General features: G+C 35.1%; 18 protein-coding genes. 10 read left to right on the top strand and 8 right to left on the bottom strand.

Annotated features, from left to right (window positions below):
• Positions 1-373: 373 nt before the first annotated feature.
• A complete protein-coding gene (locus ACRX5O_RS10625; RefSeq protein WP_433905929.1) occupies positions 374-727 on the top strand; it encodes a hypothetical protein in 354 nt (117 codons plus the stop codon).
• Positions 728-933: 206 nt separating this feature from the next.
• Positions 934-2,241, top strand: a complete 1,308-nt coding sequence (locus tag ACRX5O_RS10620; RefSeq protein WP_433905928.1) for an ATP-binding protein — start codon at positions 934-936, stop codon at positions 2,239-2,241.
• A gap of 29 nt (positions 2,242-2,270) precedes the next feature.
• Here ACRX5O_RS10620 and ACRX5O_RS10615 read toward each other — a convergent pair whose 3' ends face one another.
• From ACRX5O_RS10615 to ACRX5O_RS10605, 3 genes are read right to left on the bottom strand one after another with little or no spacing between them, the layout of a single operon-like run.
• On the bottom strand, positions 2,271-3,251 hold the full coding sequence (locus tag ACRX5O_RS10615) for an ABC transporter permease (RefSeq protein ID WP_433905927.1): 981 nt from the start codon (positions 3,249-3,251) through the stop codon (positions 2,271-2,273).
• A complete protein-coding gene (locus tag ACRX5O_RS10610) occupies positions 3,244-4,152 on the bottom strand; it encodes an ABC transporter ATP-binding protein (protein WP_433905926.1) in 909 nt (302 codons plus the stop codon). The genes ACRX5O_RS10615 and ACRX5O_RS10610 overlap by 8 nt, the downstream gene beginning before the upstream one ends.
• A gap of 10 nt (positions 4,153-4,162) precedes the next feature.
• A complete protein-coding gene (locus ACRX5O_RS10605; RefSeq protein ID WP_433905925.1) occupies positions 4,163-4,939 on the bottom strand; it encodes an SGNH/GDSL hydrolase family protein in 777 nt (258 codons plus the stop codon).
• A 169-nt stretch (positions 4,940-5,108) separates the two neighbouring features.
• Between ACRX5O_RS10605 and ACRX5O_RS10600 the strand changes: the two genes are divergently transcribed.
• Positions 5,109-5,327 carry a hypothetical protein gene (locus ACRX5O_RS10600; protein WP_433905924.1) on the top strand — a complete coding sequence of 73 codons (219 nt, stop codon included), beginning with the start codon at positions 5,109-5,111 and terminating at the stop codon, positions 5,325-5,327.
• Positions 5,328-5,544: 217 nt separating this feature from the next.
• Here ACRX5O_RS10600 and ACRX5O_RS10595 read toward each other — a convergent pair whose 3' ends face one another.
• Positions 5,545-6,303, bottom strand: a complete 759-nt coding sequence (locus tag ACRX5O_RS10595) for a DUF2161 domain-containing phosphodiesterase (protein ID WP_433905923.1) — start codon at positions 6,301-6,303, stop codon at positions 5,545-5,547.
• Positions 6,304-6,482: 179 nt separating this feature from the next.
• A complete protein-coding gene (locus ACRX5O_RS10590) occupies positions 6,483-7,976 on the bottom strand; it encodes an alanine/glycine:cation symporter family protein (protein ID WP_433905922.1) in 1,494 nt (497 codons plus the stop codon).
• Positions 7,977-8,275: 299 nt separating this feature from the next.
• Between ACRX5O_RS10590 and ACRX5O_RS10585 the strand changes: the two genes are divergently transcribed.
• Positions 8,276-8,962 carry a TVP38/TMEM64 family protein gene (locus ACRX5O_RS10585; RefSeq protein ID WP_433905921.1) on the top strand — a complete coding sequence of 229 codons (687 nt, stop codon included), beginning with the start codon at positions 8,276-8,278 and terminating at the stop codon, positions 8,960-8,962.
• A gap of 151 nt (positions 8,963-9,113) precedes the next feature.
• Positions 9,114-9,995 (top strand): formyltetrahydrofolate deformylase, encoded by an 882-nt coding sequence (gene purU / locus ACRX5O_RS10580; protein ID WP_433905920.1) that lies wholly within the window; start codon positions 9,114-9,116, stop codon positions 9,993-9,995.
• A 52-nt stretch (positions 9,996-10,047) separates the two neighbouring features.
• Here the strand turns inward: purU and ACRX5O_RS10575 are convergent, their stop codons facing one another.
• Positions 10,048-10,587: a competence protein ComK gene (locus ACRX5O_RS10575; protein WP_433905919.1), complete on the bottom strand. Its 540-nt coding sequence runs from the start codon at positions 10,585-10,587 to the stop codon at positions 10,048-10,050.
• A gap of 388 nt (positions 10,588-10,975) precedes the next feature.
• Between ACRX5O_RS10575 and ACRX5O_RS10570 the strand changes: the two genes are divergently transcribed.
• Positions 10,976-11,350: a nucleotide excision repair endonuclease gene (locus tag ACRX5O_RS10570; protein ID WP_433905918.1), complete on the top strand. Its 375-nt coding sequence runs from the start codon at positions 10,976-10,978 to the stop codon at positions 11,348-11,350.
• 46 nt (positions 11,351-11,396) lie between these two features.
• On the opposite strand, the gene pssA is transcribed toward ACRX5O_RS10570, so the two are convergent.
• Entirely contained in the window at positions 11,397-12,095 is a 699-nt protein-coding gene (pssA, locus tag ACRX5O_RS10565) for a CDP-diacylglycerol--serine O-phosphatidyltransferase (protein WP_391557261.1), read from the bottom strand.
• A gap of 139 nt (positions 12,096-12,234) precedes the next feature.
• Positions 12,235-12,693 carry a BsuPI-related putative proteinase inhibitor gene (locus ACRX5O_RS10560; RefSeq protein WP_433905917.1) on the bottom strand — a complete coding sequence of 153 codons (459 nt, stop codon included), beginning with the start codon at positions 12,691-12,693 and terminating at the stop codon, positions 12,235-12,237.
• Positions 12,694-12,924: 231 nt separating this feature from the next.
• Here ACRX5O_RS10560 and ACRX5O_RS10555 point away from each other — a divergent pair, with 231 nt between their 5' ends.
• The 4 genes from ACRX5O_RS10555 to ACRX5O_RS10540 all read left to right on the top strand — a co-directional run bounded on the left by ACRX5O_RS10555 (position 12,925) and on the right by ACRX5O_RS10540 (position 16,093).
• On the top strand, positions 12,925-14,181 hold the full coding sequence (locus tag ACRX5O_RS10555) for an ATP-binding protein (RefSeq protein ID WP_433906107.1): 1,257 nt from the start codon (positions 12,925-12,927) through the stop codon (positions 14,179-14,181).
• Between the two features lie 77 nt (positions 14,182-14,258).
• Complete coding sequence (locus ACRX5O_RS10550) at positions 14,259-14,441, top strand: alpha/beta-type small acid-soluble spore protein (RefSeq protein WP_119708747.1); 183 nt, start codon at positions 14,259-14,261, stop codon at positions 14,439-14,441.
• Positions 14,442-14,583: 142 nt separating this feature from the next.
• Positions 14,584-15,369, top strand: coding sequence for a formate/nitrite transporter family protein (locus tag ACRX5O_RS10545; protein ID WP_433905916.1), 786 nt, complete (start codon positions 14,584-14,586; stop codon positions 15,367-15,369).
• Between the two features lie 43 nt (positions 15,370-15,412).
• Positions 15,413-16,093: a DUF421 domain-containing protein gene (locus ACRX5O_RS10540; protein ID WP_433905915.1), complete on the top strand. Its 681-nt coding sequence runs from the start codon at positions 15,413-15,415 to the stop codon at positions 16,091-16,093.
• The last annotated feature ends 40 nt before the right edge of the window (positions 16,094-16,133 follow it).

Here is a 16,133-nt window from a genome sequence, read left to right as displayed (position 1 = left end):
AAAACTAGTAACCATTGTATATACGAAGAAATTTTATAGAAGTTTCCTTTACATACAAATTTTTTCAACTTCATTATGTAATAGAAACACCAAGCTAGCAACTGCTAGCGATATGCTATGAACAAATTTCCCCTTTAAGAAAAATAATATTACACCAACTGACAGATTGCACGCATTATTTGTTATAATTTTCTGACAACAAACGTCTCCATAATACAATTTCCGACACAGATATTGCAGGAAATGTCAAGTCTTGCGCTTTCCCAAGAAATAATGTATAGGATGACAAAAATCTACACTAGGCTACTGCCCTGTCAAATATTTGTGTTATTCATAAATTATACCGACTAACGATAAAGGAGAGCTGCCTCAAATGTATCACTACCCTACTTATTTTACTAATGGTTATGTAGTCCCCACTACTGCCATTCATGACTATTATCGGCAACCACCTCAAATTCAAGGATTAGAAAGAAGATTATCTACTTTAGAGAGAAAAAATGAAAACCAATCGAAAGAAATTGAACGCCTGAATAGAGAATTAACACGTCAAATAACAGAGATCACAAGAGTGAATAAAGAAATTGGTAGAATAAATCAAGAAATTGTCCGTCTAAATCAAAACGACGAAAAACATACTCGTCGTTTAAGTCGTTTGAATCAAAGACTTAGAACAGTTGAAAGAAGTCTAAACATACCATTCTCCACTCAGGATGACGAATTTTGATAGAATAATGGGAAAGATCGTTATTCGATCTCTTCCCCCCTTCTCATTTATCTTTTTTACTTTATTTCAAATTACGGAATATATAGTTTGAATTTTTAAAATTTTACCCAGAATCAAAGGAAATTCTATTCCAAGAATAACAGAATTAGGTTATATTAGGTTATATCAGGCTTGATAATAAGTTTTTATGAGATGGAGTTGGACCAATGTTTGAACGCTACAAAGGTAGATTGATCTCAACTATTGCGTTTTTGATTGGAATGACTACATGGAATTTGGTTTTCTATGTAGCAAAAAATTATGAGTATGATCCATGGCTTGACCTTCCTTTCACTTTTACCTTCGCAATTACTGCTTGGTGCCTTGGTTCATATTTTGACAAATCAAAAGTACTTTTTAAAAAGCTATCAAACAGTGAAGAAAACTACAAAAAACTGTTAGAAACAAATACATACTTATTTAACAATTTGAATCAAGTGGTCTATCAAACGGATCACTTGGGTTGTTTTACCGTGTTGAATCCAGCCTGGGAGACTGTTACTGGCTATTCTCCCCTCGAAAGCATTGGGCGCTCCCTATTATTCTATGTGTACCATGAAGACCAAGAATGGATGAACCAACGAGCTATTGAAACGATTAAGCATTCCACTCAGATTGTCCAAGAAGAAGTACGTTTACGTAAAAAGGATGGAGGCTTTGTTTGGATAGAAGTCAACTCTAAATTTAATTTTAACGATAAGGGAAAGCTTATTTCTACAGTTGGAACATTAACAGATATTACCGAATGGAAGCTTTCAGAGTTAAAATTACTTCAATTAAACGAGGACTTAGCAATACACTCTGACAAGTTAAGTGTGGTAGCAAATATGTCAGCGGCCATTGCACATGAAGTTAGAAACCCTCTTACCTCCATTTCCGGATTTATTCAGTTACTGAAAGAGCAACGACATCTTCAAAAAGAGTATATTGATGTCATATTTTCAGAGATTGAGAGGATCGAACTTGTATTAAGCGAGATGCTGCTTCTATCTAAGCCTCAAGTAGTCAATCTTAAAAAGTTTGACATCATTAAAACTTTAGACTATGTAATTGCACTTATTAGTACAAAAGCCAATATGAATAGTATTGAAATAAAGCTAAAAAAAGATGATAAGCCTATCTGGGTGTATGGGGAAGAAAACCAAATTAAACAAGTTTTTATAAATATTATTAAAAATGCAATTGAAGCCATGCAAAATGGTGGAAAAGTGCACGTAAGTATTGTAAATGACTACCAGTTTGTTTCAATTTATTTTTCCGATACAGGATGTGGTATTTCTAAAGATACGCTTGAAAAGATTGGACAACCATTTTATACGACCAAGGAAAAAGGAACCGGTTTAGGCCTTACGACTTGCTTTAAAATCATTGAAAATCACAAAGGTAAAATACATATATCAAGCCAAGTTGGTATCGGAACAACTTTCGAAGTGATTCTCCCACTAACCGAGGCTGAAATTTCTGCTGTCATATAAAACAGTACCACTATAAAAGTGGTACTGTTTTAATATACATCTTGCCGAACAAAGACAGTAAAAGAGACAAACAATGCAACAACTGCCCAAACAGCTAGTACTCCTATAGAAAATAATAGTGTCATCCCAGGTACTGGAGGAGAGCTCCCTGCTAAATATCCTGTTAAATCAAGATTAATCATGAACAAATATTTCGCTGACTGCCAGGACGATACAAGATTGCTCAAAATTAACCCTGCAATTAAAGCAGCAAGCATGACTCCCATACTAGCTGACGTACTTTTTAATAAAACGGATAACATAAAACTAAGGGTTCCGACGACAATGGCAACAAACCATACTAACCCAAACTCCATTAAAATGTACTGCAACTGATCTATTAATTGAACATTTGAAGTATCAAGCTCTCCTCCCATGCTTGTGAAACCTGTTAAAATCGGTGCCTTCCAACCTCCGAATCCAAACACCACTCCTGAAATCACATACGCTAGTAATCCCATAAGGACAACAATAATAGAAATGGACAATAATAATGCAATATACTTACTTAGTAGAATCTTCCACCTTTTCACCGGCCTTGTTAATAGAAGCTTTACCGTACCCGCACTCTTCTCTGAAGACACTATGTCTGCAGCAATGATCATAATTAATAATGGAACAAAGAGGGTAATTGATTCTTGCGCAAAACTGCGAACAAATGTAGGAGCACCTGGCTCGGTTGGATTAATATTATTATCTAGGTAGTATTGTTGTTGCTGGACACGAATTTGTAACTGAGCTTTCCATTCATCCGAGATACCACTGCTCGTTAATCGGTTTTGTGTATCAACGATTTGTTGCTGTAAAGTGGTTCTCCAATCAACATCCCCTAATTTTTCAATTTGTCTTTGAACCTCCCGAAATTGTGCATATGTAAAAAGACTAATTAAAACGGCCATAATCGCTACAATAACAATCAGTTTTCTCTTCCGGATAATCTTTAGCATTTCATTAAAAATAAGCTTATTCAACGGATTCTCCTCCTGTTAATTCGAGGAATAGGTCTTCTAGAGTAGGCACTTTCCTTTGGATTTCGTGGACCTCTACCCCATTTTCTACGAGCATTTGATTCAACAAAGAGGATTTTTCTGTTAACGGAGTTACTAACCGGTTCTCTTCATCCAGAGTTACCGATGTAGCCGTCTGCAGAAGCTTTGCTCCCTTTTCAACTGGAGTCACTTTCCAAACTAATTGCTCTTGAAGATTTAATAAATTGCTAACTGTATCCACTTTAATTACACTTCCTTTTGAAATAACAGCCACCCTATCACACATCAATTGTATTTCACTGAGTAAATGACTGGATACCAGCACGGTTAAGCCTTCTTTTTCAGCTAAAAACCGGATAAATTCTCTCATTTCACGTATCCCCATCGGGTCTAATCCATTTGTGGGCTCGTCCAAAATTAACACCTTGGGCTTTCCAAGAAGCGCCTGAGCGATTCCTAATCTTTGTCTCATTCCGAGTGAATAGGTTTTAACAGGATCATCGATTCGATCCTGAAGTCTGACTAATTTAACGACATATTCTAAATGTTTGGAATCGAAATTCGGTATCATCCGAGAAAAATGTTGAAGATTTTCCATCCCGGTTAAATACGGATAAAGCTCCGGATTTTCTACAATGCACCCTAGGTGACTCATAGCTTTTACAAAGTCCTTCTTTACATCATATCCACAAACATGAATGCTTCCTGCTGTTGGGCGGATTAACCCTACTAACATTCGAATAGTTGTAGTTTTCCCTGCTCCATTAGGTCCTAAAAAACCAAATACTTCACCGCTTTTAAGCTCAAAGTCTAGTCCTTTTATAATTTCTCTTTTCCCTATTCTTTTTCGTAAACCTTTAATAGATAAAGTTATCTCCGTCATTATAAAACTCCTACCATGTTATTAGTGATGCTACTCTTTCCGCAATTAATTGATACCCTTTGCTATTTGGGTGAAACTTGTCTGAAAACAAGTAGTCATTCACCTTAAGCTGAAATAAGTCAAAGGTTGGTACAAAAACTGAATTCGGGTATTGATCAAGAAGCTGATTGGTTGAATAATTCCAATCTCTTACAACAGCCGTTGTCGTTGCAGCATCCTCGAGGTCAATAAAGGGATTGTATAAGCCCACTAGAAAAATGACGGCATCTTGATTTATTGATTTAATCATATCAATGGTTTCTTTGAGGTTTTTTACATATTGGTCTTTTATAACCGATATCTCGTCTTGCTTTGGACTAACGAGGGTTTGTCCGCCTTGAAACAAGTCATTTCCACCGATTGTCATTAAAATGAAATCTGCATCTTTGATTTGATTTTGAATCGTTTCCCCTTTTACTTGAGTTAGAAGTTGATCTGAACGGTACCCTTTCACTCCATAGTTATGAAGAGTAAGCTTTTCATCTGTTTTTTCTTCTAATTCCTCAACTAAATAACCAATATATCCTTTTCCTTCTTCATCACCTGTTCCCCTAGTAAGAGAATCGCCAAGTGCAACAATGGTTTTTCCTTCCTTTTCGTTTACAATTCCCTCAACTTGAGTTTGTTGCCTTACAGTAGATTCTTTTTTACTCAATTGATTGTGAATGGTCCATGAAAACCCAAATAGCAAAACCAGGAATGCTCCAATTGATAGGAACGAGATAATGGTAACATACGTTTTATTCATAAATTTTCTCCTAATAGCAGTATCGGTCTTACTCATATTTTACTGACTGAAACTGCTTTGTTCAAATTTGACCTTCTTATTATAAAAAATCTTTACTAAATTATGGATATAATATCTAATTTTGGACAAATTAAAAAGGAAAGAAAGTTACCATTAAGGAGTATGAGAAATGGATTTAACGAACAATATGTCATTTGAAATGACAAAGAGTTTCATCCCAAATATCAGCAAATCTGACAAACTGAAAATTGTAGAGTTAACAAGAGATGGCGTCGTGATTCAAATGGAAAACTCTAACTGTAGGGGTGTTTTTCCACTTGATAGCTTTCAATATTGGATAAAAAAGGGTTCCCTTATCCATTTAGAGGAACAACAAAAATCATCATAAAAATAAAAAAATACTTCAATACGGAGACCATCACTTCCCCTTCAATAGTCTCCTAACCATCGTTAGAATAGGAAAAAGCCGTAAAAACTCATGGGAGTTAGTTATGTACTCCCACTGTTTTAACGGCTTCTCCAATTCTCATAGCCTAATAAATATTATGTTGTATCTTAATCTTAGCAAAAATTAGTAAAATGAAGGGTAAGTTAGGTTGACAATTTCATGAATTTTCATTTAGATACTCTTCATTTGTCTTTTTATCTTCAGCAACAAGGAAATGATTAACTACTTCAGGATAATCCTTCAACTCTTTTTTCCCTAAATCAGTAATGGTATACACACCTCTGCCTACTTTTACAAACCAGCCATAATAATTTTTTGAGAGAATCGAGAGTGTCTTCTCACCCGTCCCTTGTTGTCGGAGTGCCTTTGGAGTCATCTGTCCGTTTCTATCTAACAAACTGGCAATTTGTATACAGTTCTCTTTGTATGCGGTCATAATTTTTGTTTTTGAACTTCCACCAACATTGTAATTAACGTTTCTTCCCTTCATTTCCTCAATCAACTTTTTCCGGTTTCTTACATGATAATTTTTACTTCTCTGTCTGTTAAATGGTTGTGGGGAAAAACAGACTTCCATTTTTGCACCGCTTTTTAAAAAAGAAACAACAATTAACCCTAATTCGAGCCTTTTTAATAAGTGACAAAGATCGTGCCATTTCTTCGAGTTCATCTTATATTTGGGCTTAGGAATTGCTATATACACTTGATCCGTTAGCTTCTGCCTTTTTGTTGCCTGCATCAGGAGGTCAACCGTTAAGGATAATTTCAATTCGACAACGATTAATTCATCATCCTTTAGTGCCACTACATCACAATGATGAACTTCTCCATGTACCTCATAGCCAAGCTTTGTAAAAAACTTTTGTATCGGTTTATATAAATCTACTTCGTAGAGCTTCTTTTCCTTACTCACCATTCCCGTTCCCCTTCAAGCCCTTTTCCGAAAAGTATACCACACCGGGTAGGTGTCAGACACCCTTCGTGGACACTTTTCCCTTTTTGTCCTCCTCAGGTGGACAGTTTATTAAATAAAAAAACTCATATCAATTTGGTGTAATGAACATCTACCAAATCAATATGAGCTTAAGTAACTGCTTATTTACTTATTGTTTTACTACTTTCAAAATCTTTTCTAGTTTCCTCGTGATCTCCTAGGTACACATAATCCTTTTCCCAGAATTCTGCGTTTTCAATTCCGACTTTAACTGGGTCGAATACAGGGTCTTTTCCAGCTTTCTTTTGTTCTTCGTAATCACGAAGAAGTTTTAATGCTGGCTTCGTTAGTAGAACGATCGCAATAATGTTAAGCCACGCCATACTTCCTACCCCAATATCACCTAGCGTCCAAGCAAGACCCGCTGTCTTCACACTTCCGTAGAACACCATAAATAAGAACACAACACGTAATACATAGTCCATCCATTTACGGCTCTTCTTGCTATTTATGTAAGCAAGATTCGTTTCTGCCATATAGTAGTATGCCATGATTGTTGTGAATGCAAAGAACAATAAAGCAACTGCAACAAATGGACCACCAAATCCTGGCATTACTGACTCAACCGCAGCTTGAGTATATTGAGGACCAGGTTCTACTCCTTCTAAATTCATACGAATTGGGTCAGCCCCTTCAGGAGTAACATTGTACATGCCTGTAATTAAAATCATAAACGCTGTTGCTGAACAAACGAATAATGTATCAATATACACCGAGAAAGCTTGAACAATCCCTTGCTTCGCGGGATGCGAAACTTCAGCTGCTGATGCCGCATGCGGTGCTGTACCTTGACCCGCTTCGTTTGAATAAATCCCACGCTTTACCCCCCAAGCGATAGCAGATCCAAGTATTCCACCAAAAGCAGCATCTTGGCCAAAAGCACTTGAGAAGATTAATGAAATAACTCCTGGTAATTGAGAAATATTTAATACAATAATTGCTAAAGCTACAATAATATATCCTACTGCCATAAATGGTACGATAATCTCAGCTGTACGAGCAATACGCTTAACTCCACCAAAGATGATAACAGCTAAGACGAAAACAACAATTGTTCCCGTAATTGCTGGACTAATACCAAAAGCGTTGTCCATACCCGCGGCGATGCTATTTGCTTGAACTCCTGGAAGCAAAGCACCTGTTGCAAGCACCGTAACAAATGCGAATAAAACTGCATACCATTTCATTTTCAAACCTTTTTCAATATAGAAAGCAGGTCCCCCACGGTATTGACCATTTTGTTTTACTTTGTACACTTGACCTAGCGCAGCCTCAACAAACGCAGATCCCGCTCCTAAAAACGCAATTAACCACATCCAAAAAACAGCACCAGGTCCACCGTAAGCAATTGCAGTAGCCACCCCTGCGATATTACCAGTACCAACACGTCCAGATAGAGCTAATGATAAAGCCTGAAAAGATGTAATACCATTTTCTGATGAATGCTTTTGGAACATTAATTTTCCTACATCACCCAAATGACGAACCTGTAAAAATCTAGTCGCAAGTGAAAAATACAATCCTACTCCTAAGCATAAATAAATAAGTGCTGGACTCCATATAATTCCATTCAACCAGTTTACGAAATCTTCCAAATAAATTCCCCCTTTAGTATATTATTTTCTTATTATAATAAGAGTTGTCACAATTGAAAAGAATTATTTTTAATTTTTTAAATATTTCGATTTAGTATGTAAGATTATTTTACAATAGAATTTCTTCCCACTGTCCATTCCACACGGACAAAAATGCCCATTTTGTCTTTTTAGAGTGTCTGACACCCTCTCTGTGGTACACTATTGACGGAGAGTTAATAAGATAAACAAGGCGGAAAATAGTCTAGATAAAGGGGAGCAGTGGTTGAATATTTGTATCACCCACTAATGTAACTTATATGAAAGATCGAGCTATAAGCGGGCTATTGATTAATTGGAGAAATGTAGTTTTTGTTCTTATCATTTTAGGTATTTTTATTTTTCTGAAAAATTCTACTCTGTTTGAATCGATCCTTGAGGGTGACTTACAGAAGATAAAAACATTTGTTGGAAACAATCGAATCAGTATTTTACTATTTTCAACTTTTGTCATGATCATTCAAAACACCTTCACGATCATCCCATTACTAATAGTAATAACCATAAATATAACTTTTTTTGGCTTTTGGTTAGGATTTTTATGGAGCTGGTTAACAAGTATTCTTGCAGCCATCATTATCTTCTTCCTTGTTCGGTATTTATTTCAAAGCTGGCTTCTAAGTAAGGTAGATGAAAAGCTAGTAGAAAAAGTTGAAAATAAAGGATTTCTTTATGTGTTTGAAGCAAGAATAATTCCTTTTGTACCGACTAGCTTGGTGAATATATTAGCGGGGGTCAGTTCTATTAAGTTTTCTAGCTTTCTACTCGGAACCCTGATTGGAAATTTCATTTACTTTTTTGTTTTAGCACTTATTCCTGCTGGTTTTTTATCCTCCACTATTAACGAATATGTACTTGGGGGAATATTCCTCCTATTTCTCACCTTTTATTATGTTTACAGTAAAAAAAGAGCAGCAAAAAAAACTTCTTTTAAAATGGAGGAATAAAAAAGTCTATTCAATTGATCCTAGTTGTACTACTAGGATTTTTCCTGCGTTCTGAAAATTATCAAATTTCACATTAAAAAAATATTTATGTACAAAACTACTATAGTGTGTAGTATGATTGGACAATATTATTACAACGAGGGGGATTACCTTGCAACACGGCTTAAAAGAAAAAAGAAAACATCGTGGAATCCTACTAATCAGCTGCCCTGATAGACCAGGCATCGTTTCGAAGGTTTCAACGACATTATTTGAACATGACTGCAATATTATCGATTCAAACCAACATTCAACTGACCCAGAAGCCGGTCATTTTTTCTTACGAATTGAATTCGAATGTTTAGATTTAGAAAATAAAAAACGATCTATTGAAGACTCATTCGATCTTCTATCCGAAACATTTGATATGAAGTATTCCTTTAATTATGGAAGTGAATCACAAAACTTAGCCATTTTTGTTTCAAAGGAGAATCACTGTCTCCTCGAATTATTACTAGAATGGCAACGTGGTGATTTGTTAGGTGATATTAAATTAGTTGTTGGAAATCATGAGGATTTAAGAGAATATGTTGAGAATGTTAATATTCCTTTTTACTATCTACCATTTACTCGTGAAACAAAAGAAGAAGTTGAAAAGAAGCAATTAGAACTATTAAAAGAATATGAAATAGATACCATTGTTTTAGCAAGATACATGCAAATTTTGTCTCCCGAATTTATCGAGCATTATCCATATCAAATTATTAATATTCACCACTCTTTTCTTCCAGCATTTATAGGAGCAAATCCTTATAAGCGTGCCTATGAAAGAGGAGTTAAATTAATTGGTGCAACAGCCCATTATGTAACGGATGATCTAGACGAAGGACCTATTATTGAGCAAGATATCGAGCGCGTCAAACATCATCATGAACTTTCTGACTTAAAGAAAATTGGAAGTCAAGTTGAAAGGAAGGTACTATTAAAGGCGGTAAAATGGCATAATAGCCATAGAATTATTCCGTTTGGAAACAAAACAATCGTCTTTGACTAAAACACTTCACCAAAAAACCGGCACATATATACACATGCCGGTTTTTTTTCAATTATTCTACCAACGGATTTTCTCCCCTCTGAACTCCACTATATTTATTGTGGAGGATTAAGTAGGAATCCTTCTTGGCAAGCCGCTGTTCGGTTCGTACTTTTAAAATGGCTGTTTGCTGTTGCTTGTTAATTAATCTTGCGGCTTTCTTGTTAATGATAATGGATATCCCCGTTTTAAAGGAAACAAGGGACTGCAGATAACTATATTGTACAATGTCCTCAATATGTACAAGAGAGATCCATATACAGTGGTCACTAGAAGGAGATTGGGTTGGAAACCAATACATGTTCAACGGTGCACTAATAACTATTGGAACCATATGATAATTACCTAATACTGCTTTTGCCCCATTAATCGCCCCTTCTAAGGTAAATCCATAGTATTTCATGGTTTCCTCTAAAATTCTTTTAGGAGTTTTCGAAACGTAAAAGGATTTCTTTCCTTCCTGAACCATCGTACATACATTATCGTATGGATCGATTTCAGGAATCATAAACAGTGTTTCACTTGTTAAAATATAGCTATCAATTATCTTCATCAAGTACTCCTCCTACGGTCTCATATTACATAATGAGTTATTTATAGAAATATTATCCATAGCAAGTTCGTACTCTTCAATAGTTGTTTCTATAGTTTAAAAATTCGCCTTAATTCATGTTACATTTCCTAACATAGCCAATTTGACAAAATCAAATTAACCATTATAATATACTTTTTTCCTACTACTAAATTACTATTCCCACCAAATCATCATGTAAAAGAATGGATCATCTAATATAAGAAATAAGATTAGAGCTATTCACAAAACGTTCATAATTTCTCTTTTTGATTAATTAGTGATAATACTCACAACGTTTAGTAATTACAAAGTAGATTTTTACCTATAATAATGATAGTATCAATGGAAGAATAGGAAGTGAATACATATGATAAAAATTGAAATACCTAACCCAGATGTCGTAATTACTAAGAAGCGACAAGCAGGAGAGCCAGTTGAAGCAGTAATAAGCAGCGAATACGGTTTTACTGATTATCACAAAATCCCAAGAGATAAAGGTGGAATAATCCTTTTCTTTAATGCAAGCGATGATTTACTGTTTGTTGGTAAAGCAAGGAAGCTTCGCCCAAGAGTGAAAAAGCATTTTGAGGATCAAGTTTCTCCTATTAAAAAACATCGGGATGAAGTATACAAAATTGCTGTTATCACTGTTGAAGATGCGATGGAAAGAGAAATTTATGAAACATATATTATCAACACAGAACAGGCAAAATATAATATTGATAAAGTTTTCTTTAAGTAAAATAAGCAAAACAAACCCCTTCATTTCTAAAAATGAAGGGGTTTTTCTATTCCAGTTCTTCTTTATTATTTTTCTTTTTTACAAAGCGATAGGCTAAATATGCGATGTAAAGCGGAGTTGCTATGTAGATTAAATATGGGAATTGCTTATATGTACCTTTATAGATAACAAATAACAAACACCCGATAAAGAGAGTAACAATCGTCCCGTATTTCGGTAAAGGAATTTCCTTAAAACTTGGGATTCTTATCCGGCTTACCATTAAGAAACATAATCCTGTAAATACAACGGTTGTTATTACGTTCGGAATATAATTACCAAATAGCGTTAATAAGGCCAGAATTCCACCAGCTGCAGTAATTGGTACACCTATAAAATAATTTAAGCTAGATTTCGAGCTGCTTATATTAAATCTTGCTAGTCGATAAGCACCAAACAATGGGAATAAACCAGCAACCATAATCCCTAACTTACCAAGTTGATTTAAATATGTATAATACACTAAAAATGACGGAGCGACTCCAAACGTAACGATATCTGCTAATGAGTCCAGCTCTTTTCCCAGTGAGCTATCTGCCTTAAGCATTCTCGCTAAGCGTCCATCCATGCTATCTAACATCATTCCAATTAGTATTAAAATGGCCGCATTATTATATTCACCTTCCGCTGCAAAACCGATGGATAAAAAGCCGCAAAATAAATTTCCTAATGTAAACATATTAGGAATACTTTTTGTAAACCGCACTAGCTCCTTCAACCTCCTTCTGAGCCTTTAAATACATTACCAACCTATTATACCATTTTCTTCTTCTATTCCTAGCGGCTATAAAAGATAATGCCTAACATCCTTTTTGGAAGTTAGGCATTTCCACAAACAAGGTCATTTATTCAACTGAGAATTCAATTGACGAGCTATACGCCTTACCCGTCCTTGGTGTCATCCAAGCATTTAACGTATATTTTCCTTTACTTAACTCAACATCTTTCACGTTAATGTTATAAGATAGTTGGTCCCCTGGAGCGAGTACCTCTTTTCCTATCACTTGTAAAAAGGAGCTGACACTTGAAAATAAGAACACCTCTTCTCCGTTTGAATTTACTATTGAATAATCAAACCTTTGCGAGGAAGTAAAATCGAGTGTAATTTCCTTGCCTGAGTCATTTTTCACATGATACTGAAACAATAGAGGACTAACTTCAATAAGCTTTGATACTACTTCTCCTTGAACTGTATCCATATTTCCCTCCTCTTTACCTGATGATACTACCGGTTCTGCTTCCCTTTCAGCACCACACCCACCTAAAATAAAAATTGCTATTAAAAACACAAAGATTTTCTTCACATAAACACCTCATTTTGTAATCCTTTTACCTTATTAGTCGTCTTGATTTGTATTGAAGTTACAAACTAACACTGTTGGAATAAAATTATCTGTAGCTTGATTCTCTGTATTCCTCTTCCTTTTTTGAAAAAAACATGGTACTTTTACAGATAGAACTATCATGAAATTTTATTGGTACTTTTTTACTATTTTTTGTATATAGGAAGAACAGGAGAACACTCATTGAAAAAAATGGTTATTGTCTATATCTTTTTTTGTTTAATTTATGTTTTAGGTGATGTTTATATAACAGGTGATGTTACTTCTAATAAGTTTTCACACCTTTTAAAAGATATTCTATTTGTTATTTTTAATTTGTCCTTTTTCTTTATAATCGTTAAGAAAAGCCATAAATTAAAAACGGTAGAAAAAGAGGAACAACAATTATCTACATTGATTAATTCAATGGTTGACTTTGTTTGTTTTAAAGATGGAGAAGGACGTTGGCTAAAAACAAATAGCTTCGGACTAGAACTTTTTCAATTAGAACATGTGGATTATAAAGGAAAAACGGACACAGAATTGGCTGAATACAGTGAGTTTTACCGTGATGCCCTCATTTACTGTGAAGAATATTCAGACCGCATTGCCTGGGAAAGCCGAACGGTTACTAGATGCGAGGAAGTAATTCCTCTTCCTGATGGAGGAACAAAAACATTTGACACCATTAAACATCCATTGTTTTATGAAGATGGCTCGAGAAAAGGTCTAGTAGTTATTGGAAGAGATATTACAGAAAAAAAGCTTGCTGAAGAAAGATTAGTACGTTCGGAAAAACTATCTGTAATTGGAGAACTAGCTGCTAGTGTTGCCCATGAAATACGAAACCCACTAACTTCTCTTAAGGGCTTTGTTCAATTTATCCGTCCTGCTGATCAGAAAAACGACAGATATTACGAAATTATGCTCAGTGAACTAGAAAGAATAAATGATATCGTTAGTGAGCTCTTGCTTTTAGCAAAGCCTCAAAAAGTAAATTTTTCAAAAACCGATGTTAGTAACACGATTGAACATGTTATTTCCTTATTAGAAACGCAAGCAAATATGGTGAATGTAAATATAAACTTCTATAAAGTTCACTCTCCCACCATCAATTGTGAAGAAAATCAAATCAAACAATTGCTCATTAATATCATTAAAAATGCTATTGAAGCGTCTAGTAACGGCGGTACAGTGGATGTCATACTTGATGTAAATTCTGATGGGATGACAGTTATTCGTGTGATTGATAGTGGAGAAGGAATATCTGAGCAAGCGAAAAACCGTCTTGGTGAGCCTTTTTATAGTTCAAAAGAAAATGGAACTGGTCTTGGATTAACCGTTAGCTTTAAGATTATTGAGCAGCATGGTGGAGATATTTCCTACAGTAGTGAACCAAATAAAGGCACAACTGCAACCATTCTTTTACCCAGTTTTCCTTCACAGGTAGAAAATGTAATGACATCTTAGTATATTTTTGAATACTTCAACTCAAACTATATTTGAGCATAATTCATGCTCAAAACTTGTGCCGGGAGTGGATAGCCATGAGTAGAAACAAGCTATTGGTACCTGGGTCAGAAAATGCACTGAATCAGATGAAAGAAGAAATTGCCAATGAGTTTGGAGTTCAACTTGGTGCAGATACAACCGCACGTGCAAATGGCTCTGTTGGAGGAGAAATGACTAAACGCCTCATCCAAATGGCAGAGCAACAATTACGATCTTAATCGAAGAGAAGCTCAGGAAAATTATCCCTGAGCTTCTCTTTTTATAACTTAAAATGAAACTTTAAGAATGTTATGATAGTACATAGCCACGCAAAATTTAGAAATAATAACTTTGGAGAAGTTTGATGTTCAGGAGGAAATGATGGAAAATTACCCACTTTTAGAAGTTGAAAAGCTTGCCTTAAAAAAATTAAAAACATATAAACAAAGCATCCTGCGATATCTATTACGTAGTATGCTCGCAAGTATGTTCATTGGTTTTGGAGTAATTGTTGCCTTTAAAACAGGCGGCTATTTTTACAATGAGCATTCTCCTGTTGCATATCCAATGGCAGCTTTTACATTTGGAGCAGCTATTATCCTAATTGCCTATGGTGGTGGGGATTTATTTACAGGTAATACCTTTTATTATACTTATACAGCACTAAGGAAAAAAATGAGTTGGAAACATGTTTGGACACTTTGGGGGTTAAGTTACATAGGAAATATATTAGGTGCAACAGCATTTGCTTTATTAATTTATGTGACAGGTTTATTTGCGGAGGCTTCGGTAAATAGTTTTCTGTTAAGTGTTGTTGAGAAAAAGATGCATGTTCCAACAATGGAACTTTTCTTTAGAGCTATTCTTTGTAACTGGCTTGTTTGTCTAGCTTTCTTTATTCCTATGGGAATGAAGGAAAATGGTGCAAAGCTATTTGTAATGATACTATTTGTTTTTTGCTTCTTCATCTCTGGATATGAACACAGTATTGCTAATATGTGTACCTTTGCTATCGCACTTGTACTGAATCATCCTGGAACGATCTCTTTTTCAGGAGTCATTCATAATCTCATTCCGGTGACCATCGGCAATCTCATTGGAGGTAGTATCCTCATGGGGGCCATGTATTATTACGTTAACCTTCCTTTTCTTGATGATGAGCAATAGTACTCAGGTTATAACCTACTGTTTGAATAGGAGTTAATATGATATGACACATTATTTAACTGTTGGATCGGAATTGTTACTCGGTTTTCTCTTGCTTTTTCTATTAGCAAAATCACTTGGTAAAACTCAACTATCACAAATTACACCATTTGATTTTATTTCAGCTCTTATCCTTGGTGAATTAATTGGGAACGCCATTTATGACCATGAAACAAGCTGGGTGGAAATTGTATTCAGCACTATTGTTTGGGGCGGTTTAATTTATGGGGTTGAAATTATCACTCAGAAATTTAAAAAGACTAGAAAAGCGCTTGAAGGTGAACCAAATATCGTTATTCGGAATGGAATAATAAAATATGAAACGTTAAAAAAGGCTAAACTCGACATAAATCAATTGCAAAGTTTAGTTCGTCAACAAGGGTATTTTTCTCTGCAGGAAGTTCAGTATGCAATCCTTGAGACGAATGGAATTGTTAGTGTACTACCGAAATCCCAGAATAGACCACCCACTTTAGATGATTTAAACATCCAAGCAGAGCAAGCTTCTATTCCTACAACATTAATACTTGATGGCGAAGTCCTGTATGGAAATCTCCAAGAAGCAGGACTAAATGAACAGTGGTTAAAAACCGAACTATCGAAACAGAACTTTCATTCGTATAAAGAGGTTTTATATGCTGAGTGGAAAAAAAATCAGGAACTATTTGTAATGTCGTATCAATAAATCAGGCTTTGGTGAGCCTGATTTTTATTTTGTCCTCATC

Source organism: Robertmurraya mesotrionivorans (genome assembly GCF_050971805.1).
Taxonomy (GTDB): domain Bacteria; phylum Bacillota; class Bacilli; order Bacillales; family Cytobacillaceae; genus Robertmurraya_A.
Note: the sequence above shows the minus strand (reverse complement) of the source record. Positions and strands in the feature narration are given on the sequence as shown.